Source organism: Alteromonas algae, from assembly GCF_049117195.1.
GTDB lineage: Bacteria > Pseudomonadota > Gammaproteobacteria > Enterobacterales > Alteromonadaceae > Alteromonas.
In genome coordinates, this window is record NZ_CP185260.1 from 1,113,856 (window position 1) to 1,138,153 (window position 24,298).

At 44.6% G+C, this 24,298-nt stretch carries 23 protein-coding genes and 1 other RNA gene; 16 read left to right on the forward strand and 8 right to left on the reverse strand.

Annotated features, from left to right (window positions below):
- Positions 1–123 precede the first annotated feature (123 nt).
- The 3 genes from ACOJRU_RS04955 to ACOJRU_RS04965 are packed head-to-tail and all read left to right on the forward strand — an operon-like array spanning position 124 to position 3,325.
- On the forward strand, positions 124–384 hold the full coding sequence (locus ACOJRU_RS04955; protein WP_421133938.1) for an OadG family protein: 261 nt from the start codon (positions 124–126) through the stop codon (positions 382–384).
- A 16-nt stretch (positions 385–400) separates the two neighbouring features.
- A complete protein-coding gene (gene oadA, locus ACOJRU_RS04960) occupies positions 401–2,191 on the forward strand; it encodes a sodium-extruding oxaloacetate decarboxylase subunit alpha (protein ID WP_421133939.1) in 1,791 nt (596 codons plus the stop codon).
- Positions 2,192–2,194: 3 nt separating this feature from the next.
- The gene (locus ACOJRU_RS04965) at positions 2,195–3,325 is read left to right on the forward strand and encodes a sodium ion-translocating decarboxylase subunit beta (RefSeq protein WP_421133940.1); all 1,131 of its coding nucleotides are present in this window, start codon (positions 2,195–2,197) and stop codon (positions 3,323–3,325) included.
- Positions 3,326–3,385: 60 nt separating this feature from the next.
- Here the strand turns inward: ACOJRU_RS04965 and ACOJRU_RS04970 are convergent, their stop codons facing one another.
- Genes ACOJRU_RS04970 through pspF form a run of 6 tightly spaced genes read right to left on the reverse strand, consistent with a single transcriptional unit; the run spans position 3,386 to position 9,837 of the window.
- The gene (locus tag ACOJRU_RS04970; protein WP_421133941.1) at positions 3,386–4,198 is read right to left on the reverse strand and encodes an ATP-binding cassette domain-containing protein; all 813 of its coding nucleotides are present in this window, start codon (positions 4,196–4,198) and stop codon (positions 3,386–3,388) included.
- On the reverse strand, positions 4,195–5,190 hold the full coding sequence (locus ACOJRU_RS04975; RefSeq protein ID WP_421133942.1) for an oligopeptide/dipeptide ABC transporter ATP-binding protein: 996 nt from the start codon (positions 5,188–5,190) through the stop codon (positions 4,195–4,197). The genes ACOJRU_RS04970 and ACOJRU_RS04975 overlap by 4 nt, the downstream gene beginning before the upstream one ends.
- Position 5,191: 1 nt before the next feature.
- A complete protein-coding gene (locus tag ACOJRU_RS04980; protein WP_421133943.1) occupies positions 5,192–6,085 on the reverse strand; it encodes an ABC transporter permease subunit in 894 nt (297 codons plus the stop codon).
- Positions 6,072–7,103, reverse strand: coding sequence for an ABC transporter permease subunit (locus ACOJRU_RS04985; RefSeq protein WP_421133944.1), 1,032 nt, complete (start codon positions 7,101–7,103; stop codon positions 6,072–6,074). Before ACOJRU_RS04985 ends, ACOJRU_RS04980 begins: the two co-directional genes overlap by 14 nt.
- Entirely contained in the window at positions 7,100–8,731 is a 1,632-nt protein-coding gene (locus ACOJRU_RS04990) for an ABC transporter substrate-binding protein (RefSeq protein ID WP_421133945.1), read from the reverse strand. Before ACOJRU_RS04990 ends, ACOJRU_RS04985 begins: the two co-directional genes overlap by 4 nt.
- Entirely contained in the window at positions 8,725–9,837 is a 1,113-nt protein-coding gene (gene pspF, locus ACOJRU_RS04995; RefSeq protein ID WP_421133946.1) for a phage shock protein operon transcriptional activator, read from the reverse strand. The genes ACOJRU_RS04990 and pspF overlap by 7 nt, the downstream gene beginning before the upstream one ends.
- Positions 9,838–10,036: 199 nt before the next feature.
- Here pspF and pspA point away from each other — a divergent pair, with 199 nt between their 5' ends.
- The 7 genes from pspA (at position 10,037) to maiA (ending at position 16,140) form a co-directional block, all read left to right on the forward strand.
- Positions 10,037–10,720 carry a phage shock protein PspA gene (pspA, locus tag ACOJRU_RS05000; RefSeq protein ID WP_421133947.1) on the forward strand — a complete coding sequence of 228 codons (684 nt, stop codon included), beginning with the start codon at positions 10,037–10,039 and terminating at the stop codon, positions 10,718–10,720.
- A 53-nt stretch (positions 10,721–10,773) separates the two neighbouring features.
- Positions 10,774–11,013, forward strand: coding sequence for an envelope stress response membrane protein PspB (gene pspB, locus ACOJRU_RS05005; protein ID WP_421133948.1), 240 nt, complete (start codon positions 10,774–10,776; stop codon positions 11,011–11,013).
- Entirely contained in the window at positions 11,010–11,462 is a 453-nt protein-coding gene (gene pspC, locus ACOJRU_RS05010) for an envelope stress response membrane protein PspC (RefSeq protein ID WP_421133949.1), read from the forward strand. Before pspB ends, pspC begins: the two co-directional genes overlap by 4 nt.
- 203 nt (positions 11,463–11,665) lie before the next feature.
- A complete protein-coding gene (gene phhA, locus ACOJRU_RS05015) occupies positions 11,666–12,466 on the forward strand; it encodes a phenylalanine 4-monooxygenase (RefSeq protein ID WP_421133950.1) in 801 nt (266 codons plus the stop codon).
- A 173-nt stretch (positions 12,467–12,639) separates the two neighbouring features.
- Complete coding sequence (tyrR, locus tag ACOJRU_RS05020) at positions 12,640–14,196, forward strand: transcriptional regulator TyrR (protein WP_421133951.1); 1,557 nt, start codon at positions 12,640–12,642, stop codon at positions 14,194–14,196.
- A gap of 212 nt (positions 14,197–14,408) precedes the next feature.
- Positions 14,409–15,419 carry a fumarylacetoacetate hydrolase family protein gene (locus ACOJRU_RS05025; RefSeq protein WP_421133952.1) on the forward strand — a complete coding sequence of 337 codons (1,011 nt, stop codon included), beginning with the start codon at positions 14,409–14,411 and terminating at the stop codon, positions 15,417–15,419.
- Between the two features lie 67 nt (positions 15,420–15,486).
- Positions 15,487–16,140 carry a maleylacetoacetate isomerase gene (gene maiA, locus ACOJRU_RS05030; protein ID WP_421133953.1) on the forward strand — a complete coding sequence of 218 codons (654 nt, stop codon included), beginning with the start codon at positions 15,487–15,489 and terminating at the stop codon, positions 16,138–16,140.
- 49 nt (positions 16,141–16,189) lie between these two features.
- Here maiA and ACOJRU_RS05035 read toward each other — a convergent pair whose 3' ends face one another.
- Positions 16,190–16,657: an Lrp/AsnC family transcriptional regulator gene (locus ACOJRU_RS05035; RefSeq protein ID WP_421133954.1), complete on the reverse strand. Its 468-nt coding sequence runs from the start codon at positions 16,655–16,657 to the stop codon at positions 16,190–16,192.
- A gap of 192 nt (positions 16,658–16,849) precedes the next feature.
- Between ACOJRU_RS05035 and ACOJRU_RS05040 the strand changes: the two genes are divergently transcribed.
- Together ACOJRU_RS05040 and ffs are read left to right on the forward strand one after the other, a co-directional pair.
- Positions 16,850–17,908 carry a Glu/Leu/Phe/Val dehydrogenase dimerization domain-containing protein gene (locus ACOJRU_RS05040; protein ID WP_421133955.1) on the forward strand — a complete coding sequence of 353 codons (1,059 nt, stop codon included), beginning with the start codon at positions 16,850–16,852 and terminating at the stop codon, positions 17,906–17,908.
- Between the two features lie 85 nt (positions 17,909–17,993).
- Positions 17,994–18,090, forward strand: an RNA gene (gene ffs / locus ACOJRU_RS05045) — signal recognition particle sRNA small type.
- A gap of 26 nt (positions 18,091–18,116) precedes the next feature.
- Here ffs and ACOJRU_RS05050 read toward each other — a convergent pair.
- Positions 18,117–18,413 (reverse strand): late competence development ComFB family protein, encoded by a 297-nt coding sequence (locus ACOJRU_RS05050; RefSeq protein WP_421133956.1) that lies wholly within the window; start codon positions 18,411–18,413, stop codon positions 18,117–18,119.
- A 149-nt stretch (positions 18,414–18,562) separates the two neighbouring features.
- On the opposite strand from ACOJRU_RS05050, the gene ACOJRU_RS05055 reads away from it, so the two are divergent.
- From ACOJRU_RS05055 to ACOJRU_RS05070, 4 genes are all read left to right on the forward strand, one after another.
- Positions 18,563–19,657 carry a tryptophan 2,3-dioxygenase family protein gene (locus ACOJRU_RS05055; RefSeq protein ID WP_421134722.1) on the forward strand — a complete coding sequence of 365 codons (1,095 nt, stop codon included), beginning with the start codon at positions 18,563–18,565 and terminating at the stop codon, positions 19,655–19,657.
- A gap of 345 nt (positions 19,658–20,002) precedes the next feature.
- Positions 20,003–22,804: a TonB-dependent receptor gene (locus tag ACOJRU_RS05060; protein ID WP_421133957.1), complete on the forward strand. Its 2,802-nt coding sequence runs from the start codon at positions 20,003–20,005 to the stop codon at positions 22,802–22,804.
- Positions 22,805–22,879: 75 nt separating this feature from the next.
- The gene (locus ACOJRU_RS05065; RefSeq protein ID WP_421133958.1) at positions 22,880–23,998 is read left to right on the forward strand and encodes a prolyl hydroxylase family protein; all 1,119 of its coding nucleotides are present in this window, start codon (positions 22,880–22,882) and stop codon (positions 23,996–23,998) included.
- Positions 23,999–24,015: 17 nt separating this feature from the next.
- Positions 24,016–24,294, forward strand: a complete 279-nt coding sequence (locus tag ACOJRU_RS05070; protein ID WP_421133959.1) for a hypothetical protein — start codon at positions 24,016–24,018, stop codon at positions 24,292–24,294.
- Positions 24,295–24,298: the final 4 nt, after the last annotated feature.

The window sequence follows — 24,298 nt, forward strand, 5'->3', positions numbered from 1 at the left end:
TTGTATATTTTTGCCGTGATAGCAATTAATAATTGATTTTTTATGCATTCTCGTTGGCTTTTTTATTGTGTTTTTACAAGGTGCGTGATACTTATCTAACATCACTTTACTGTAGGGCTTAACATGGGATCTCAGTCAGTATCTGGCCTGCTGCTTGAAGCGGGCTCATTGATGCTTATAGGAATGGTGTTTGTATTTACGTTCCTTAGTTTACTTATCATTGGTATTCATCTTATTGCCAAATTTTGTGACGCTTTTCCAGGCGAGCCGCCTATCGAGAGCACAATGCAGCCAAAGCGCGCTGCGCAACCCGGTGTAGACGGCAACGTTATTGCTGCGATTACCGCGGCCATACATACGCATCAGCGCACTAACAAACATTAAACATTCAGGAGTTATCATGTCTAAGCCTCTGGCCCTCACTGAGCTAGTTTTGCGAGATGCCCACCAATCGTTGCTTGCTACGCGTATGCGTACAGAAGATATGCTACCCATTGCGGAAAAATTAGATAACGCTGGGTTTTGGTCTATTGAATCTTGGGGAGGCGCAACCTTCGATGCATGTATCAGATATTTAGGGGAGGATCCCTGGGAACGAATCCGTAAACTAAAAGCGGCGATGCCAAAGACCAAACAGCAAATGCTGTTAAGAGGGCAGAATTTGCTTGGATATCGTCATTATGCTGACGACGTCGTTACCCGCTTCGTTGAACGAGCCCATGAAAATGGCGTAGATGTTTTTCGGATTTTCGATGCAATGAACGATATCCGTAACCTGAAAACGGCGATAAAAGCGACCGTGGCATGTGGCGCTAATGCGCAGGGTACTATTTCTTATACCGTAAGCCCTGTTCATAACTTGTCGCTTTGGCTCGATATGGCAAAGCAGCTGGAAGATATGGGCGTTCACTCTATTTGTATCAAAGACATGGCAGGGTTGTTGAAACCTTATGAATGTGAAGCGTTAATATCAGGCTTGAAAGACACGGTTAGCGTGCCAATTGCTATGCAGTGTCATGCAACGACAGGATTAAGCACTGCAACGTATCAGAAAGCTATCGATGCAGGCATTGATATGCTCGACACCGCTATTTCTTCAATGAGCATGACATATGGTCATAGTGCTACCGAGACTATGGTTTCGATTGTTGAAGGGACTGAACGGGATACGGGGATTGCACTGCCACAACTTGAAGAAATAGCCAGTTACTTTCGCGATGTGCGCAAAAAGTACAACAAGTTTGAGGGTAGCCTAAAAGGCGTTGATGCACGTATTCTGTTGGCGCAAGTACCCGGTGGAATGCTAACAAACATGGAAAGTCAGTTAAAAGAGCAGGGCGCTGAAGATAAATTCGAAGAAGTACTCAAAGAAATTCCAAGAGTGAGAGAAGACTTAGGCTTTATTCCGCTGGTTACGCCTACCTCACAAATAGTGGGCACACAATCGGTAATCAATGTATTAACGGGTGAGCGTTACAAGAGTATTACTAAAGAGACCGCCGGCGTATTAAAAGGGGAATACGGCGCAACAGCTGCACCGGTTAACCAAGCATTGCAAGCCCGTGTACTTGATGGTGCACAAGCTATTACTTGTCGCCCTGCCGACAACATAAAGCCAGAGTTAACAACGTTAGAAAATGAGCTAGACGAGCTGGCTGCGCAAAAATCTATCGTTTTGGCTAACGATAAAATTGACGATGTACTCACTTACGCGCTCTTTCCACAGATAGGGTTAAAGTTTCTTGAGAACCGTAACAACCCAGAGGCTTTTGAGCCTGCGCCTACTGAAGAAAGTGCACAGGCTACAGTACATGCATCTTCAACAGCGCCTCAAAGCAATGAGACGGTCAGTACACAGGCTGCTTATGATGTCGTTGTTGACGGAAAGCAGTACCACGTTGAGGTAGCTCCTTCAGGACAGCTGTCTTCGGTGACACCGAGCGCAGCATCAAACGTCCCTAAAAGCGAGCCAAGCAATGCGAACACTATTAACGCCCCTTTAGCCGGCAACGTGTTTAAAGTATTGGTTCGAGCGGGAGACGCAGTTAACGAAGGTGACGTCGTCATGATCATCGAGGCGATGAAAATGGAGACCGAAATCCGCTCTGCCTTCTCAGGTACGGTCCATGACGTATTCGTTGGCGAGGGAGATGCAATAGCCTCAGCCCAACCCTTGATAACATTGGGGTAGGCGATGGATAAGTTGATGGTGCTATGGGATAGCACAGCGCTGGCGCATTTTGAGTCAGGGCAATTAATTATGATGGCGGTGGGTTTCGGGTTGCTCTACCTAGCCATTGTAAAGAAGTTTGAGCCGTTATTGTTGTTACCGATAGGCTTCGGTGCGTTATTAACAAATATACCGTTAGCAGGGTTTTCTGAAGCCAGAGGGTTGCTGCACTACATCTACGCGATTGGAATTGACACTGGTGTATTCCCTTTGCTTATTTTTATGGGCGTTGGTGCAATGACTGATTTTAGTGCGCTAATAGCAAACCCTCGAATGTTATTGCTTGGCGCTGCGGCGCAATTTGGTATTTTTGCAACGCTGTTTGGGGCGATAGCGCTTAATGCAGTTCCCGGTTTTGAATTCACGCTTAAAGACGCAAGTGCGATTGCAATTATCGGCGGTGCTGATGGACCCACTGCAATATTTTTAGCGTCGAGGTTGGCCCCCGATTTACTTGGGGCTATTGCGGTAGCGGCCTACTCTTACATGGCACTGGTACCCATTATTCAGCCACCAATAATGAAAGCACTCACCAGTAAGGAAGAGAGAAATATTGAGATGGCGCAATTACGGCCAGTGTCAGGACGTGAAAAAGTTATTTTCCCGTTGGCTGTGTTGTTTATGACTATCCTGTTTTTGCCTTCTGCAACGCCTCTCGTCGGTATGTTTTGCTTCGGCAACTTAATGAAAGAATGCGGTGTCGTTGACCGGTTAAGTAAAACTGCACAGAATGAACTTATTAATACGGTAACGATATTCCTTGGCTTGGCTGTAGGGTCAAAGCTATCAGCTGATAAGTTTTTAACCGTTGAGACATTGGGCATTCTAGGGTTAGGCGCAATAGCGTTTGCGATTGGTACCGCTGCCGGCGTGTTAATGGCAAAACTGATGAGTCGCTTGAGCAGTCAGGCCATAAACCCGCTGATCGGTGCTGCAGGCGTTTCTGCGGTTCCTATGGCCGCCCGTGTAGTCAATAAAGTAGGGTTAGAAGCCAACCCACACAATTTTTTATTGATGCATGCCATGGGGCCAAATGTTGCTGGCGTGCTCGGGTCGGCGGTCGCTGCTGGTATTCTTCTGGCTCTGGTAGGATAACCGCTTTGCATAGTGAATAAAAAAACGAGCCCTTGAGGCTCGTTTTTTTGTATATCGCGGTTATCGAATAGTGTGTTGTGGCACCAATGACTGGTAGGCAGTAATCAGTTTTTTCGTGGTTACATGCTGAGGCCAACGGAAAATAGTTTCTGTTTTCCCTTCTTCAATAATTTCCCCGTTCTCCATTACGATAATGCGGTCGGCAATGTGTCTTACTATGCCTAAATTATGGCTGATAAAGATAAAAGCTAACCCCATCTCTTGCTGTAATTTGAGGATCAGATTGACGGTTTGTGAGCGGATAGTGGGGTCAAGGGCTGCAAACGGTTCGTCTGCAACCAAGACTTTAGGTTGTAACATAATTGCACGCGCCAACGCGACGCGTTGTTGCTGACCGTCTGAAAGCATATGGCGGTAAAAGTAATAATGCTCTCTAAGCAGCCCCACTTTAGTCAGTGTCTCTTCTATTAAAGGTTTACGTTCAGCCTCGCTAAGCGATGTATTAAGACGTAATGGTTCGTCTAAAATTTTTCCAACGGGAACGGCTGGATTCATCGACTCGCTACTATGCTGCAGTATCATTCGAATGTCGTGAGTACGTTTTTGTTTAGCGTCTTTATCCTTGCGAGTGTATTTCGCCGCGTATTTATGGCTATTTAAAATGATATCGCCACTATCAGGGGGTAATCCGCCCACGAGTAGCTTAGCAAGTAATGATTTACCCGCCCTGTTTTCGCCAATAATAGCAATGGTTTCTCCACGCTTTACGGTTAAGTCAATCGGGCCGAGTTGAAATATTTCAGGGCGCTTTAGCCAACGTTTCTTTTTATTATGAATAAAAGTAAGTTGGTTGACCTGCATGATATCGCTCATAGCTTCTCCATATGCAGGGGAAAGTGACAACTATAATTATGATCATGTATACGGCGTACCGTAGGGGTAGATACGCAAGCGCGCTGCGCCCGCGGGCAACGGGGACCTAAACGACAACCAATAGGTAAATGTTGCAGGGTAGGAATAGACCCCCCCAACGTGGGCAGATGAGATTTCGGTGGTAAATCTTTTCTGAAACTCGGGGCACTATCAAGAAGCGCTTTGGTATAAGGGTGCAGTGGCCGTTTCTTAATATGCTTCATTTTACCCGATTCAACGGTTTGCCCCGCATACAACACCGTCATCGAGTGAGACATACTGGCAATTGCCAACAAGTCATGGCTGACAAAAAGAATACTGAGCGAACGTGTTTGATTAAGTCGAGTAAATAACTTTAGTATTTGCGTTTTTGTCGTGGGCTCCATGCCTCGCGTTGGGTCATCAGCAATGAGTAATTTAGGTTGAGACACCAATGCCATCGCAATCATAAATTTTTGGCCGATGTCGCTGGGGATTTGATGGGGGTAAGCGTTTAAATAATGCTGGTGATGTTTTATGCCTACTTTGTGTACAGTGCTTTTAGCAATGCGCTTTCTATGCTGCGCGCGTTGCCAAAACCATGTACCTTCGACAAACTCTTCAGGAATACTCTCTTCCAACTGTTCACCGAGTGTAGCTGAAGGGTCTAAACTTGCTTGAGGGTTCTGGAAAACCACCGCGATGTCTCTGCGCATCACCTCACGACGCTGGTATTTCGACATACCTAACAAGTTCTCACCATTCCAACTCATGCGGTCGGCTTTAATCGTCCACTGGTTCGAAAGTGCACCACAGATAGCAGAAACAATAAGGCTTTTCCCCGACCCAGACTCGCCGACCAGAGCTCGTATTTCTCCGGTGCTTACCGACAGATTAACTTTGTCTAACGCTTTGATGGTGGTATCACCGGTATTGAGTTCTAGCGTTAAATTTTTAATATCGAGCATCGGCATATTAATGGCTCACTCTTTTGCGTAGTGCTGACCGAAGGCCGTCACCAACAATGTTTATTGACAGTACAATAAAGAAAATGGTGACACCGGGTAGCGCGACATTCCATGGCGCTAAATAGGCAACGTCTAACCCGTCGGCTAAAATTGCGCCGAGTTCGGGTAATGGCGCTTGCGCACCGAGGTTAAGAAACCCTAACGCCGAAATATCGATAACGGCAATGGACAGGGCGAATGTACCTTGTACAACCAACATTTCAGTCATGTTAGGTAGAATTGAGTGCACGAAGAGTTGCCACTTATTCGCGCCATCTAGTTGAGAAGCGAGAATGTACTCCTTTTTCATCTCTTCACGCACAAAGCTGCGGGTATGGTGAACAAACTGGGGGATTAACGCTAATGTAATTGCCCACATACTGTTGACCAACCCCGTACCCACAATGGCAACAATGATGATGGCAATAAGCAGGGTAGGAATAGCCATGAGCGCATCTAATAGGTGATTAACGATGCTTGAGCGTACTCCTCTCAGCATGCCCGCTAAGGTACCGATACTGACGCCAACTAACATAGCGAGCACCACCATGAGAAAGCCCGAACCCAGTGTCACGCGACACCCGTAAACGATGCGTGAAAAAATATCCCTGCCTAACGCATCGGTTCCAAATAAATGTGAAATATTTCCATTAGTTTCCCAACTTGGAGGGATCAGTAGCCCGTCAATATTCTGCGCTACCGGGCTGTATGGGGTAACGATGGGCGCCAGTACAGAAAATAGAATAAACAACGCGAGCATAATTAAACCCGCCACTGCAACGTGACTTGAACGGAATGATAACCACGTGCGCTGCCATGGCGTTGGGTGGAATTCTTCTTCGTATAAACTAAATTGTGCCACGTTCGTATTTTTCCCTGCTTGGGTCGATAATGCGGTTGAACAAATCAATCAAAATAGTCAGCGTAATAACTAAGGTAGAAACAGCAAGCATACCTACTCGTAATGCGGGGTAGTCTCGTTGATAAATTGCCTGAATTAACCAGTTCCCTATACCAGGCCAAGAGAACAGTGTTTCGACGATCATCGCATTGGTTACAAGTGTTGTAATTTGAATCGCGACAAGCGGTAATATTGACAACAATGCATTTCGCATCACATGGCGTGTAAAAATCTGCCATCCTGATAAGCCTCGAGAACGGGCGGCTGCAATGTAATCTTTGTGTTTAACATCGATAACAGAACGCCGGGTCAACCTTACCATTGATGCTGTAGTAATTGCTCCTATCGCGAACGTTGGGAGCGCGAGATGAGACATCGCGTCTTTAAACGCCAAACTTCGGTCAATGTCGTCCGCTAACAATATATCAATGAGAATAAACCCAGTTGTCGGCTGAATGTCATAGAGCAAGCTTATACGGCCAGACAATGGAGAGACATCCATTTGCAGGCTGAATATAAGGATAAGAACTAAAGCGAACCAAAAAACAGGGAATGAATAGGTAATAATACTCATCGTGTTTATAGCGTGATCGCTATTTGAGTAACAGCGAATACCGGCATAATATCCCAAGGGAATACCAATAAATAACGCCATCAGCATGGCGTAAGCACTTAATTCGATGGTGGCAGGCAAGGCGACGCCAATTTCATCTCTTAGCGACAGACCAGAGGAAAAACTGTAACCCCAATCACCTGTCATAAGTGATTCAAGATAATGATAAAACTGAATAATGACATTTCTATCTAGCTTGTATTCCCGCATCAACGCCGCGCGCTGAAGCTCGTTTTCCACCGTTATTCCCGTCAAGTTCTCAAGCACATCACCCGGAAATAAGTAGGCAAGAGAAAACGACATCGCTGATAACACAAGCAATGTAAGTACGAATAAAATACCATATCGTGAAAGTATACGAATCACTGAACTTTACTCACTCCGCCAAATCGAACGCCACCATAAGGGTTAATTGCCATTCCGTCTAATTCACTTCTAAATGCTTGATATCGGTATGCATGAGCAATGGGAACGAGGGGCAGTTTTTCATACAGCAAACGATTTACCTGCTGATAAATAACGCGACGTTCATCGATATCCTCAGTTTCAATCGCTCGGTCAAGTAACCTATCGTAATCCTCATTGCACCACATTGCTCGGTTAGTGCCTGATGGTATCGCCCCGCAACTTAACAGCGGGCGATAAAAGTTATCAGGGTCGCCATTGTCAGCAGACCAACCAATAAGCACCGAATCGTGCAGTCCTTCTTGTAAATGTCGCCTAAACGTCGCCCAGTCGTAACTTACAATAGTGGCATTTACACCCACATCGCTAAGATAGCGCTGAATAAGTTCTGCCATTTTAGTCGCATTGGGATTATAGGCCCGTTCAACTGGCATGGCCCAAATTGTCATTGTGAAGTCTGGCGGAATACCGGCATCTGCTAACAACTTCCTCGCTAAAACCGGGTTGTATGCTGTATCGTCAGCATCATTTTGGTATGCCCAACTTGCGGCCGGTAATAAGGTTTTTGCACGGGTTGCACTATCAAAGTACACGGCTTCTAAAAGTGTATTTTTATCAATAGCGGCCGCGAGCGCGCGGCGCACGTCAGGGTTGTCGAACGGCGGGCGTTGCGTGTTAAATGCCCAAAAGCCAATATTCAACCCTGGTTTTTCAGCTAACAGTAAGTCGTCACGACGTCTAATCTGCTCAAGCTCAGTTTGTGAAGGAAATGCCGTCGCATCACACTCACCGGTGATTAACTTAGCCAATCGCAAAGAGCTTCTTGGTGTGATATCAAAAATGAGTTGTTGTGCAGTATCGAGTTTACGCCAGTACGCTTCGTGGCGTGTGTAGCGAATAAAATGGTCTTTTCGATAACTTTCGAATTTAAACGGGCCGGTACCTATAGGAAATTGATCGATACGATTAGGAACGCCTTTATCACGCAATATTTCACTGTACTCTTCAGACAGGATTACAGAGAAGTCGGTGGCTAAATTTGCCAAAAATGAGCTGTCTCGACGTTTAAGCGTTATTTCTACGCGGTAACCATTTATCCGCTCAACTGCTGCGATGTTATCCGATAATCCCAAGCTTTCGAAGTAGGGATACCTTCCCCCAGACACATAATGGTATGGGCTGTCCGCACGAAGCCATCTGTTCATACTGAACACGATATCGTCGGCATTGAGCGTTCTTGTTGGCGTAAAATAGGGGGTAGAGTGAAACGCAACGTCTCGCTCTAGTTGAAACGCATACGTTAGACCATCGTCAGACACCAGCCAACTGCTTGCAAGGCTTGGCACAATACGTCCGGTATCAGGGTCAAAATCTAAAAGGCGATCGTACAATTGGTGTGACGTAGCATCTGCTGTTGTACTAGAGGTGTCTAACTGAGGATTAAAGGTAACAGGGTTGCTCTCAGAACAATAAATAATACCGCTTTGGTAAAATGGTTGATTGTTTTGCTTAGAACAAGCAGACAACAACACAAGGCCGAACATTGCGAGTGTTATTGTGCGCCATTGCGTTAAGAGCGATTTTAGCATTCCATATTCTCAGCTGACGAATCAAGAAGGTTGTATTTTTTCAAATATCCACGTAGCTGATGATACGTTAAGCCCAGTTTTTCTGCAGTTTTCTTTTGATTAAATTGACTATCGGCAAGCGCTTGTCTAATCATATCAATTTCGTACTGTTGAGAGCGCTCTTTAAGGTCAATGGGATAGTCCGTAATGCTTTGAGGCGCCACAAGGGAAGGCGCTGCCGTACTAGTATCTTGTACTATGGGTTCTATGATCTGTTCAGCATTAGCGTCATTGGCGCTCTGTGTCTGAATTCTGTCTTTTGTTTTAATTCTAGAACGCGGCCTAAACGCTGATTCGAAAGGGTCTAGCACAATGTCGTGAACAGGAAGGTGCGGGTTGTTTGTTCGGTATACTGCTCGCTCAACCACGTTCTTTAACTCTCGAATATTACCCGGCCATTCATAGTCTAATAGGGTACGCTTCGCTTTTTCTGTGAACCCGCTGAACAGTTCCATTTCCATTTCGCGAGCCATATTAATAGCAAAGTTCTCTGCTAGCATCATGATGTCTTCGCGACGTTCTCGTAGCGGCGGAATAGTAATAACGTCAAAGGCGAGGCGGTCAAGTAAATCGGCCCTAAATTCACCGGCATCGGCAAGGGCGGGGAGGTCTTCATTGGTAGCAGCAATGAGTCGAACATCGGTTTTTACTGACTTGCTTCCGCCAACACGCTCGAACTCACCATATTCAACAACGCGTAGGAGCTTTTCCTGAATCATGCCCGACGTATTCGCTAATTCATCGAGAAACAAGGTCCCGTTGTGCGCAATTTCAAAGCGGCCTTCTCGTCGCTTGGCTGCGCCGGTAAATGCACCAGATTCATATCCAAACAATTCGCTTTCTAACAAATTTTCATTCAGCGCAGCACAGTTTAGCTTTACGTAGTTTTGATCCCAGCGTTTTGAGAGGAAGTGAAGGCGAGCAGCAATAAGCTCTTTCCCTGTTCCGCGTTCCCCTATCACAAGTACCGGTTTGTCCAGAGGTGCAATTTGTGAAATCTGTTCTAATACCTCTAAAAAACTATTGGCTTGCCCCAATAAATTGTCTTGCTGTCGATACCTGCTCATTAAAACCCTCAATTGTTAGTCATTTCGACCAATTAATAGTGTAGAGTAAAAAAAAGGCGTATACGAGGATTATTTAATAATTAAGAAATCTTTTTAAAATCAGTGTTATATGATGTTTTAAAAGTTGGCAAGCAAATTGAATAATACTTTGGCAAGTTTAGTGTTTTTTACAAACCGTTTTTAGCAAGAGGTAATTATTATGGGTATCTTCTCGCGTTTCACTGATATTGTGAATTCGAATATTAATGCGCTTTTAGACAAAGCGGAAGATCCTGAGAAAATGGTTAGATTAATCATTCAGGAAATGGAAGACACGCTTGTTGAAGTGCGTTCAGCTTCAGCAAAGACACTCGCTAACAAAAAGGATATTGTCAGCCAAATTAGTAAATATGAACATGACGCTAATGATTGGCAGGCGAAAGCAGAGCTAGCGCTTAGCAAAGATCGCGAAGACCTTGCGCGTTCAGCGTTGCAAGAAAAGAAAAAGTCAGCAGAAGCGGCAGAGTCTCTTTCTAAAGAGCTAGCAGCTGTAGATGAGCAAATCAGTAAGCTGCAAAATGAGATTGGGCAGTTACAAGATAAACTGGCTGACGCAAAAACGCGTCAAAAAGCAATTATCATGCGTCAAAAAACAGCAAGTTCGCGTTTAGAAGTAAAACGAACGCTGGATAGCACCAATGTCGATAATGCAATGGGGCGCTTTGAACAGTATGAACGCAAGATAGATGACTTAGAGTCTCAGGTTGACGCCTACGATTTAGGCAAGAAAACCTTAAACGATGAATTTGCAGAGCTAGAGGCTGGTGATAAAGTAGACGAAGAGCTAGCCGCGTTGAAAGCGAAGGTGCAAGGTAAAAAAGCATCGTCGACAGCGTCAGAATAAGTAAAAAGCTGCCTGTAATAGGCAGCGTGTAACACATTATTGGAGGGTTCGAAATGGATGAAGGCATGATTGCAATGCTAGTAATGCCCCTAGTCATATTCATGATCTTTGTGGCACCAATATGGCTTATCTTGCATTACCGTAGTAAGAAACAGGTGAACCAAGGGCTAAGTGTAGAAGAGCATGCGTCCTTACAGGCATTGGCGGGACAAGCTGAAAAAATGAGCGAGCGTATTGAAACGCTAGAGGCCATTTTGGACAGCGAGGCTCCAGAGTGGAGGAATCGCGCGTGAGAAACGGTCAACCACTTTATCGCGATAGCGAAAATGGAAGAATTGCGGGTGTCTGTGCGGGTATCGCCAATTACTTCGGTTTGGAAACATGGCTAGTACGTATCTTAGCGGTTACAGGTTTCTTTCTACTTGCCGGACCGTTTATGTTTGTAGCCTACATTGCCTGCTGGTTTATTTTAGACAAAAAGCCGCATGGCGACGCACCACAAGCGCAAAAGTCAATGTTTAACATGAGCGGCAAAGGTTGGAGAAACTCAAATGTTGGAGAGACAAAGTCTACTAACAGAGTGGAAGTGAAAACGAAGGTTTGGCAAGCCGGCGAGCCGCCCAAGCAAGCATTTCACGATATTAAAAGCCGTTTTGATAAAGCTGAAATGCGATTACGCAAAATGGAAACGTATGTCACGTCTAAAGAGTACCAGTTAAATCGTGAAATAAGTCGCCTGTAATTCAGTCACTACATTACGAACCACCAAGCCTCATCAATGCCATTGTTGAGGCTTTTTTATTATTAAAAACAGCATCTTGCATTCTTGTGTAAAATAAATGTTACGCAGTTTTTTGAAGGCCAAATGCGTGCCTTACTTCCAGAATCGTGCTTTTTCATTAGACTGTTTGTCACATTTTAAGCAATGCGATGACAAAAGAAGTTATGTCAAAAACCACCCAATACAAATCACGAGTTTCCGATGCATCTGGAATTATTTCCTGGAGTGACGAGGAAAACCAAATTTGGTCTGAATTGTACGAACGTCAGATTCCATTGGTTGAAGCGCGGGCCTGTAAGCAATACATGGATGGTTTAGCGCTGTTAAACCTATCGAAAGACCGTATTCCCCAGCTGCCAGACATTAATGCAGTCCTAGCGCGTGAAACAGGGTGGACAACGGCCGAAGTTCCGGCTCTGATTAACTTCGGTGAATTCTTTAGGTTGCTTGCGAACAAACAATTTCCGGTAGCAACCTTTATCAGAACCCGAGAAGAATTCGATTACTTGCAAGAGCCAGACATTTTTCATGAAGTATTTGGACACTGTCCTTTGCTAACTAATCCTGCTTTTGCACATTTCACTCACACGTATGGCAAGTTAGGGCTTGCTGCGAGTAAGGAAGACAGAGTGTACCTTGCCCGGCTTTATTGGTTTACCGTAGAATTTGGGTTAGTGCGTGCTAACGACGAACTAAAAATATATGGCGGCGGCATTCTATCGTCTCCAGGTGAAACCATTTATGCGTTAGACAGCGACACCCCTGTACGTAAACCGCTCACGCCCGTTGATGCACTGCGTACGCCATACCGTATTGATATAATGCAACCGCTTTACTATATTTTACCCGATTTTGACCACCTCTTTGAGTTAGCAGAGATGGACATCATGGCACTGGTTGAAAAAGCGAAAGTACTCGGGCTATTTTCCCCCCTTTTCCCTCCAAAGGAAAAAAAGGCGAGTTAACGAATTATTAACGTTGCAGGGCGTTTCACCACACAGCGTGAAGCGCCCAGTCTCCTTTTGCTGCGTCAGCAGTGTTGCGAAAGATTTACGATCTACAGCAAAAATCTTGTTATCTTTTTGTAAAAGTATGATATCTTGTACACTAATCTTTACAACAGTAGTTAACACTCTTTATGCGCCTAGAAATCAGCTGTCAGGACCGTCTTGGTATTGCTCAAGATGTTTTGGATATTCTCGTCACGCACGAAATTGATTTGAGAGGAATTGAAATTGACCCTGCTGGGAAAATTTTCCTTAACTTTCCAAATATCGAATTTGCTGACTTCCAGCATCTCATGCCGCAAATTCGAAGAATCGAAGGGATAGACGACGTTAAAACAACGCCTTTTATGCCCGGCGAGCGAGAAAAAACACAGTTATCTGCCATTTTACGAACATTACCCGATCCTGTTTTTTCGATTGATGCAAAGGGACGCATCCTTTTGTGTAACGAGGCGGTAACCTCTGGCTTAGAACTTCCCTTCAATGAAATTGAAGGTGAAGAGGTTGGTGAGTTGGTTAAAGGGTTCAATTTCACAAAATGGATGGACGGCAGCCAACCTCGTGCGCAATCTTCTAAAGTGAAATTTATTCAGCAAGACTACGTGGCAGATATGCTTCCTATTACCGTGCCCGATGGTGACAACAACATTATTATGGCCGGTGCGGTAGTTATTCTTAAATCTGAAATGAGGCTGGGACAACAGTTAAGTGTCTTTCATCAGGCGCCTACGGACAGTTTTGACCGCTTTATCACGCACTCATCGTTCATGAAAAAAGTGGTTCATGAGGCCAAGCGTGTCGCAGATTTGGATGCTCCCATTCTGATTTTCGGTGAAACGGGTACAGGTAAAGAAATGATCGCCCGTGCATGTCACCAGTCTAGCCGCCGCAGTGAAGGTGCGTTTTTGGCATTGAACTGTGCGTCTTTACCAGACAGCGTTGCTGAAACAGAGTTGTTTGGATACGCAGAAGGGGCATTTAATCAAACGTCGGCCAAAGTAGGGCTGCTTGAGCAAGCAAAAGGCGGCACACTTTTACTTGATGAAATTGCCGACATGTCATCACAGCTTCAAGCAAAGTTGTTACGGGTATTAGAAGATGGTGAATTCAGACGTGTTGGCGATGCCAAGCCTGTAAAAGTTGATGTTAGGTTTATATGCACGACGTGTCGCGACTTAGGGCAACTGGTTGAAGAGGGAAGGTTTAGAAAAGAATTATATTACCGGTTGAACGTATTGAGCCTGGTTATGCCTTCATTAAAAGACAGGCGCCCAGATATCGTTCCATTGGCCGAGGCATTTATTCTTCAACATAGTAATAAATTGGGTAGACGCCCAGCGAAATTGAGTAAGTCGTGTGTGGAGTTCTTACAACAATACCCGTGGCCGGGTAATGTGCGTCAGCTACAAAATGCACTTTATCGGGCACTATCGCTACTTGATGGTAAGGAAATCACCAAAGAGGATATTCAACTTCCCAGTTGTGCGCCCAGCGTGACCTATATAGATGAGAATTTCGACGGTACACTTGATGAAGAAGTGAAGAAATTTGAAAAAGATTTATTAAAAAGGTTGTACCCGTTTTACCCCAGCACTCGTCAGTTAGCGAAAAAGCTTGGATTAAGTCATACCGCGATAGCCAACAAACTTCGTGAGTACGGAATAAACAAAGCCACCGTTAAATTGTAGGCTGCACTCTGTCTATTTTTATTTACACCCCTTCACGTTGATACTCAAAATACGGTGCGTCGGCAGATAAAGCCCGGCGCGCTGTATAGTGAGGCTTACAGCGAAATAACCTAACATTACGTTGTCGCTTCTCAAACACACACAACCAATGGCATAAAGTACACATACCACCGCAATGTACTATTGGTGCAATACAAATAAGAGGAAATACGATGAAGCTTGCAACGTATAAAAATGATACGCGTGACGGTGCGCTAATGATAGTGTCGAGAGACCTGACCAAGGCATGCAGTGCCGACGATATTTGCAGCACAATGCAGCAAGCACTGGATAATTGGCAAGCGATTGCTCCTCAACTGCAAATGCGTTACGAGCAACTAAACAGTGGAGAAAGCGAGTCAGTGGCGTTTGATGAAAGCCGTTGTGAGTCGCCGCTACCTCGCGCTTACCAATGGGCTGACGGTAGTGCCTACGTTAATCACGTCGAGTTAGTACGTAAAGCGCGTGGCGCTGAAATGCCAGAGAGCTTCTGGACCGACCCATTAATGTATCAGGGTGGCTCAGATGATTTTATAGGCCCTCAAGAAGACATCATTTTACCTAGCGATGACTGGGGAATCGATTTTGAGGGTGAGGTTGCGGTGGTAACCGATGATGTCCCGATGGGTTGCTCAGACGAACAGGCTGGCGAACGTATTCGTCTAATTATGCTCGTCAACGACGTGTCGCTACGTGGTCTTATACCAGGAGAGCTTGCAAAAGGGTTTGGCTTCTTTCAATCCAAACCGGCCTCAAGCTTTTCACCCGTAGCTGTGACACCTGATGAGCTAGGCGATGCGTGGAACGGAAATAAAGTACATTTACCGCTGCGCTCAACATACAACGGTGAGTTGTTTGGTAAGCCTGAAGCGGGGCAAGATATGACGTTTAACTTTGGGCAGCTGGTTGCTCACGCTGCTAAAAGTAGAAATCTTGGTGCTGGTGCGGTGATAGGGTCAGGTACGGTATCTAATAAGCAGGGAACCGATCATGGCTCTGCAATTTCAGAAGGTGGGGTAGGGTATTCTTGTATTGCAGAAGTTCGCATGATTGAAACGATTCGCGATGGCAAGCCGTCGACACCTTTTATGCAGTTTGGCGACCGCATTCGTATAGAGATGCTAGACGACGAAGGCGTGAGTATTTTTGGTGCTATCGAACAGCAGGTCAAACCGCTGAACTAAGCGATGTGAGGGCCGCTTTTTACAATTAACGGCGGCCCATAGAGTTTATGTATTATCGGGTACCATTATGAGTATTAAACTTTACGGATATTGGCGTTCTACTGCGTCTTACCGCGTGCGTATTGCTTTGAACCTAAAAGGCGTGGAATACGAATATATCCCCGTGCACCTCGTGAAGGACGGCGGTGAGCAGTTTGCTCAGCCGTATTCTCGCATGAATCCATCGCATTTGGTTCCTACGCTAGTCGATGAAGATGAGGATGTTATTCTTAATCAGTCGCTTTCTATTATTGAATATCTTGATGAGCGCTTTGACTCTGCACACTCGCTTATTCCCGTGCACCGCAATGAACGCGCCAGGGTAAGAGCGTTAGCGCAAGATATAGCCTGCGACATTCAACCAATCGGCAATTTGAGAGTGTTAAATGCGCTGAAAGGACGTTTTGATGCTTCACAACCCGACGTAGTTGAATGGGCTTCGCATTGGATAAAGCAAGGCTTCAACGGCATTGAGCAGCGTTTACAAACACAAGCAGGTAAATACTGCTTTGATTTCGACGTTACCATGGCCGATGTTTGTGTTGTGCCTCAAGTTTATAATGCAAAGCGATTCGGTGTTGATATGACGGCATACCCGTTACTGAATAAAATTGCTAACAACTGCAACGAACTAGAGGCGTTTGACAAAGCAAAACCTGAAAATCAATCAGATGCACAATAAACAGCGTTAGCAACGGTTAAAAAAAAAGCGCAGCTTCCACTGCGCTTTTTTATTGGCGCTTAATGGGCAGTTCAGTGGTATTTTTAACCTGCTTTAACGCAAATGTAGAACTTAAATGGTCGACCAAAGGTAAGTGAGTTAGCTTGTTTTTCAACAAGTATTCGTACTCTTCAATGCTTTCAACAATGACTTTAAGCAAGTAATCTTTTTCGCCACTGGTTGTGTGGCATTCGACAATTTCATCAATGCTTTGCACGGCACTTTCAAAATCAGTTAGCGAATCGCCATCATGGTTTTTGAGTGTTACGTAAATGAATACTGATACGCCTAAGTTTAGTTTTTTGCTGTTAAGAAGCGTTACCTTACCTAAAATAATGCCTTCAGACTCCATACGCTTTACACGTCGCCAACATGGTGTGTGAGAAAGCCCAACACGCTGGCTTAAGTCTGCCATTGAGACAGTTGCATCTTGCTGTAGTACTCTTAAAATTTCACGATCAAACTTATCTAATTTCATTAACGCGGTATCCGTCGATATTATGATGTTCATTATATATAAAAATAAATTCTAGGATAGCTGTCCTAGAAAATTAGTAATGATTTACCCTGTATTTCAGTTTGTAAAATTCATTAACAAACTTCGCAAGGCTTGTCCTCTCTTCTTTCAGATAGACTTGGCACAATAACAGCACACTTATTTAGGGAATGTATGTCAGTATTTGATCACTGTGAGTTCGATAACCACGAACATGTTGCGTTTTATCATGATGAAAAGGCAGGGTTAAGCGCCATCATTGCTGTACACAATACCAACCTAGGACCAGCATTAGGCGGGTGCAGGATGTGGCCTTACGTGAATAGCGCAGAGGCATTGACTGACGTGCTTCGTTTATCGAAAGGAATGACATACAAAGCCGCAATGGCAAACCTTGCGCTTGGCGGTGGTAAGTCGGTTATTATTGGCGACCCACGCAAAGAGAAAACACCCGAAATGATGCTTGCGATGGGCAAGTTTGTTGAATCGCTGGGGGGCAAGTATTTTACCGCAGAGGATTCGGGTATTGCTGTCACTGACCTCCAAGCAATGGCCACGCAATCAGACTATATAGCGGGCGTAAATGCACAGTATCATTATGCTGGTGAAGTACCCGATGGTAATCCAGCACCGTCGACCGCTTACGGCGTATTTGTGGGACTAAAAGCGTCTGTAGAGTTTGGTTTGAAGCGCAGTTTAGAAGGTGTATCCGTTGCTATTCAAGGTATGGGGCATGTAGGTTACCGTCTTGCAAAGCATCTTCACGAAGAGGGCGCGAAATTGTTTGTCGCGGACATTTATCCTGAAGGGGTAGAAAAAGCGGTTGCTGAATTTGGTGCGACAGCCGTTTCGCCGGAAGACATCCTTAGCCTTGACGTTGACGTACTTGCGCCATGTGCACTGGGTGCAGCAATTAACGACCAAACATTACCTACGATTAAAGCAAAGGTTATTGCGGGAGCTGCGAATAATCAATTGGCTCGAGAAGATATTGGCGACTTGTTAGTTGCACGCGGTATTCTTTACGCTCCAGATTACGTCATCAATGCAGGTGGGGTTATCGATATTTTCCATCAGCGTATGGAGAAAAGCTCTAACGACGCCATGCGTGCCCATATTGAGAAAATTGGTGACACCTTAAAAGAGATATACACACGAGCCGAATCTGAAAATGCGGCAACAAACCGTGTAGCGAATACTATCGCAGAAGAACGTTTTACGAATAAGGGTTGAAACTTAGCGGCCAAATAGTCATAATGCGCCCCGCACTGAAGCGGGGCGAGTAGTTCTGCGGTAAGCGCGTTTTTCTATGGTGGGCTTTTGGTCCTCCCGCAATGATACTTTGTGAACCCGGTCAGGCCTGGAAGGGAGCAGCCGCAGCAAACGACTCATGTGCCGGGATGTGGCTGGAGGCCTGCCACCCAAATCTCCTTAACGTAATTCACGCCATCTCTTTTGCATTTTCTTTAGGCGGTCGCTTTTCCATATCATTTAAATATTTTATGGCTTTGTCGACGGCATATTCGACGTTCATTTCCATCTGATTTCTTTCGCTTTGCGGTAAGTAAAACGCCATGTCAACTTCATAGCGAATGTACCTAGGCGGAACTTGATTGAGTGCAAGACAGCATAAATCTGCTAAGAAGTCGGGTGACTTGGTGTTGTCTAGGCCAAGCTCGGTAATGCGTTCGAGGACAAGGTGTTCATAGTAATTATGGATATCATCATCTAGCTTCATGTTTTTCCCCATTCATATTTATTGTTTTCATAGTGCCATACTTGAACAGAATTACAGCTGTTATGTAAAGGTATAGCCTGAATTTTGTCGATGTCGAGAAAGCAATGGTAGTATTACTTCGGGCATTAACAACAATAAGCATGCATGACATGAAGAAAAATATAGAACCCTGCTATTACGGCGATTATCTACAATTAGATAAAGTACTAGGAGCACAGCACCTCCAAAGTACCAAGTACGGCAAACCTGCACACGAAGAAATGTTATTCATTGTTGTACACCAAGTTTATGAACTGTGGTTTAAACAAGTACTGCATGAGTTAAATGCGGTTATTGATGCTTTTAACCAACCTACAGTGCAAGACCAAGCGTTAACCCAAGTTGTGCATCGGCTACAGCGAGTTATCCAAATTCAGCGATTGATGAATGATCAAATTGCGATAATGGAAACAATGACGCCTCAGCAATTTCTCTCATTTAGAGATTATTTAGTACCTGCATCGGGTTTTCAAAGCATTCAGTTTAAGCGACTCGAAATTTCTTTAGGGTTAAAGCGCGAGTATCGCATTGACTTTGATAAGCAGAGTTTTTACAACCGTCTTTCTGAAGATGACCGGGCCCTACTTGAAGGATTAGAAGACAAGCCAAGTTTATTTGAACTTGTTGATAAATGGCTAGCACGTATGCCGTTGCTTAAAATTGATAAGTTTGATTTTTGGGAGTATTACCAAGCCGCAACAAATGAAATGCTCGCTGAAGACAGGCAGACGATTACGACTAACAGCATGTTAAGCGATGTTGAAATTCGACAAGAGCTTAAAGATTGGGAAGGCACTAAAACAAATTTTGATGCGCTATTTGATGAGGATAAATTCAATACGTTGCGTGAAGAAGGGAAGTTTAGGCTGAGTCATGATGCACTGCTGTCAGCGTTATTCATTAAACAGTATTCTGAAGAGCCTATTTTTAACCTTCCTTTTCAATTGATCACGGCACTAACCGAGATAGACGAACAGCTCACTATTTGGCGTTATCGGCATGCAATGATGGTTCAACGAATGCTAGGTACAAAAATAGGGACGGGCGGGTCATCTGGACATCACTACTTAAAGAAGACCACCGAATCAAACAGGATATTTCTCGATTTCTTTAATATGGCGACATTTCTGTTGCCAAAAGACGCTCTGCCTTCACTACCGGAAGACGTAATACGGCACTTAGGTTTTTACTTAAAAGCATCGTAACAACGAAACCTATAATACCCGCTCTATTGTCAACCACGAGCAAGTAATTACTTGCTCGTTTAAAAAAACGTCAAAAAACAGAAAAAATCTAAATTGATGGATTTTTGTGCGTATTTTGGCGCTCAAATGTGATTTTGATGTTAATCGTACGTTAATATTTACACTATTTGATGAAATATAGAAAAAATATTGAACTTTTGAATTGCACCCATCTGATCCAGGTTGACCCTGTACTCAACATATGGTTATTATCTTGTCGAGGCTTTGACCTTACTAATAATAATTCGTTACAAACGATTTAAGAAACACACACTAAAGAGTTTTAGTGGTCCAGGGAGACAATACATGTTTACAAATTCTAAACTGGCTAAGTCAGTGAAGTTGGCTTGTGCTTTCGGCGCAGCGTCAACTATCGGTTTCGCCGGTGCAGCTAACGCACAAGAAGAAGCAGCGGCAGATGCTGTTGAAAAAATTGAAGTAACTGGTTCACGTATTCGTCGTACTGACGTCGAAGGCGCAAACCCTGTTACAGTTATGACCCGTGTTGATATCGAAAAGTTCGGTATTACATCAATCGGTGACGTTCTTCAAGCAATCCCATCTGCGGGTTCTGCTATCAACACCAACAACAACAATGGTGGTAACGGTACTACTACGATTAACATTCGTGGTATTGGTTCTAACCGTACACTTGTTCTTGTTAACGGTAAGCGCTGGGCTCCAGGCCTTGGCGGTTCAGTTGACCTTAACAACATCCCAGCGTCTATCATCGAACGTATCGAAGTACTTAAAGACGGTGCGTCTGCGGTATACGGTTCTGATGCGGTTGCTGGTGTAATCAACATCATCACTCGTCAAGACTTTGAAGGTGTACATGCTTCTGGTTATGTTGGTCAGTGGGATGAAGGCGACGGCGCTCGTGAGCAGTGGGACATCGGTTTCGGTACTGCAAACGAAAAAGGTAACGTATATTTCAACGTAAGTTACGTTGAAGAAGAAGAAACACTAGCGGGCGACCGTGAAATTTCTTCTGTGCCTGTATTTGGTACGCCACAAGGTTTTGGCGGTTCATCTGCTCCACCTCAAGGTCGTTTCTTCACATTTGACCAAGACGGTACAGCTAACAGCCTTCAAGGCGACGGCAACGGCGGTCTTTCTCCATGGGTTGAACCAGATAGCCGTTTCAACTTTGCACCGTTTAACTATCTTTCTACACCTCAAGAAAGAATAAACATTTATTCTCAGGCGCGTTATGAGCTTTCTGATAATATCTCAGTAAACGCTACAGCGTTCTACGGTAACCGTAAATCAGCACAGGCACTTGCACCTACGCCACTATTTATCGGTACAGCGTTCGGTGATTCAGGCTTTACACTTGCTGGCAACCACCCATTCAACCCGTTTGGTGTTGACGTAACTACTGATCAAGCAGTTCTTGATGCGAACCCTGATGCACAAGAAATGTTCTTGTTTGGTCGTCGTATGATGGAAGCTGGCTTCCGTCAGTTTGCACAGAACGTTGACCAATTCCAGTTCAACGGTGGTTTCGAAGGCGTATTTGAGCTAGGCGATCACGAGTTCTACTGGGATGCAAACTACACGTATGCAGACATCACGCAGAACACATTGACAGACGGTCTTCTTAATATGGACCGCGTACGTCTTGCAATCGGTGACCCAGCAAACTGTACAGGTAACTGTACTCCGCTTAACTTGTTTGGCGGCGCGACTGATATCGGTCAAGGCAGTATCACGCAAGATATGCTTGATTTCATTACCTTCACTGCACAAGATACGCTTAACTCGTCTCTTGAAAGCTACTCAGCGAACATCTCTGGCGAGATCATGGAGCTTCCAGCTGGTTACCTAGCATTCGCAGCAGGTTATGAGAAGCGCTGGCAGTCTGGTTTCGACCAGCCAGATGCAATCATCGCTGCAGGTATCACTTCAGGTAATGCGCGTCAGCCTACCGCTGGTTCATTCAGCGTAGAAGAAGTTTACCTAGAATTAGCAGTGCCTCTTCTTTCTGATATGCCTGGTGTTGAGCAACTAGATCTTGAACTAGCAACTCGTTACTCTGATTACAGCAACTTTGGTGATACAACAAACTCTAAAGTTGGCCTTAAATGGCGTGTAACAGAAGACCTAATCGTTCGTGGTACGTTCTCTGAAGCGTTCCGTGCTCCGTCACTAAACGAATTGTTCCTAGGTAACAGTGATTCATTCCCACCACTTACCGATCCATGTAATGGTGGTGCTGCAGCAAACCCAGACCTTCCAGGTTGTGCGGGTATTCCAGCAGCGTATGTTCAGCCTAACTCACAGATTCGTATCACTGTTGGTGGTAACGCGAATCTTGAAGCTGAAGAAGCAGAAAGTTTCACATACGGTTTCGTATACTCACCTTCTTCAGTAGAAGGCTTGTCTGTAACGTTTGACGTGTTCGACATTGAAGTAGACGGCGCAGTATCTGGTGTTGGTGCACAGACTATTCTAAACGCATGTGCGCAGACAGGTACTAACCTATGTTCACTTATCACTCGTGGTGCTAACGGTAACGTTGTTGACTTGTTCAACGGCCTAGTTAACCTTGGTGGTCAAACAACGTCTGGTTTCGATTATAACGTTGCTTATAACTTCGAAACTGAATACGGTGACTTCCGCCTTAACTGGGATGGTACTTACATCGATGAGCGTTCAGTTATCATCGTAGATCCAGTATCAAACACATCAACTACTATCAATGACGCTGGCCGTGCAGGCGACCGTGACGTTGTTCCACGCCTACGTACTAACATCAGTGCAACGTGGATGTATGATGACTGGACAGCTAACTGGTTAGTTCGTTATATCGGTAACACAACTGAAGAGTGTGCAATCGATGGCGGTGCATTGGATCAGCAACTATGTTCTGACCCAAGTGCTGAAGTTGGTGGCGATAGCGAGAACGAACTTGAAGCAATGGCTTACCACGATGTATCACTAGGTTACACAGTTAACGACAACTTGCGCGTTACTGTTGGTGTGAACAACTTGTTCAACACAGACCCAGAAGTTTCTTACTCGACGTTTGCTAACAGCTTTGACCCGTCAATGTATGAAATTCCAGGATCATTCTTCTACACACGTGTAAACGTGAACTTCTAATCGAAGTTAGTTAAAGAATATAATCTTTGAATTAAAAAGCCTCTTCGGAGGCTTTTTTTATTTGAGCAAATAGGTATGCAAATTTCTTCCATAATTGCCAATGCTAATCGGGCGATAGAAAAAGGCGATGAAGTAGGTGCCATGTTGCTGTTTAAGCAAGCTGGTGAGTTAGGGGATATTAGCGCTGCGCTTGATTATGCGTATTTTCATATGCATAGCGAACCCCAAGAGGTTATTAATTACCTCGATCGTATTCCCGCGGCAAGCAACAGTACCGTTCAGTTCCATCAATTATTGATTGGTTATTTTAATCAATGCTTTACTGACGTCCAAGAGATAGCGAAGCGCCTTGTTGCGTTAGCAAAAAACGGAAATAGTCAGGCATCACTCGTTGCACTTTCCTATCTATCTACCGGCAGTAAGCCCTTTACTGTTGTCAGCAGCTGGCTTAAAGCCGTCAGCCCGAACATTTGTGAGCAACTCGGTATTCACCAGTGGTGTTGTAAAGCGTATAGCGATTGCAGTGACTCGGATGTCGTCGACGCAGTGACGGTAGGCCTTGGAAAAGACACCTTTTCTACCGATGTCGTTGATGAACTACTCCCTGTTACGCAATACTTTGATGTATTGTCAGAATTTGAATGTGCATATTTCGTTACTCGGTTTAGCGCGCTACTGAGACCTTCGATGGTGGTAGACCCTCAAACAGGAGAGGGAAAATACGACCAAATACGTACAAGCTATGTAGCACCGATAACCGCAAACCATTGCGATTGGCATGTTCGAAAAGTCGATAGGCTTATCGCAACAATAAGCCAAACAAGAGAAAGTCATGGCGAATACTTAAACCTGCTTCGCTACTCGCCCGGCCAAGAATACAGAGGCCATTACGATGCGATTCAAGTAGATGCCGATTGTGCAATTTACAACGACGGCGGTCAGCGTTGCCAAACCGCACTCATATATTTGAATACCATCAATGACGGTGGTAGAACAACCTTTCCTAAAGTTGGTAAGAGTATAAAACCACAAGCGGGGAGTGTGTTGATATTTACTAATGTAGATAAAAATAATAATGTATTGCTTAAAAGTTACCACGCAGGTGAAACGACAGTGTCATCAAATAAATGGTTACTTACAAAATGGATTAGAGAAATGCCAACAACTTATGGTAAGTTAGTTCATAACAATTAGACTAAAGGATAACACGGATGAAATTAGTAACACGTTCATTACTTGCGCTCTCTGTAGCGCTTTCTCTTGGCGCTTGCTCATCAACTAACAGTGGTGAAAGTGAGTCTTATGCAAATCAAACTAACGCCGAGGGCGATGATGGTATGGTTTGTAAAATGGAGAAAAAGATCGGTTCTAACCGTATGACACGCGTATGTTATACCATGGAAGAACGTGAAGTGATGGAAGAAACAGCAAAAGAAGGTTGGTTCCGTAGCCAGCGTACTTATTCGACAGGCGGTGGTGATGGGCGTTAGCCTG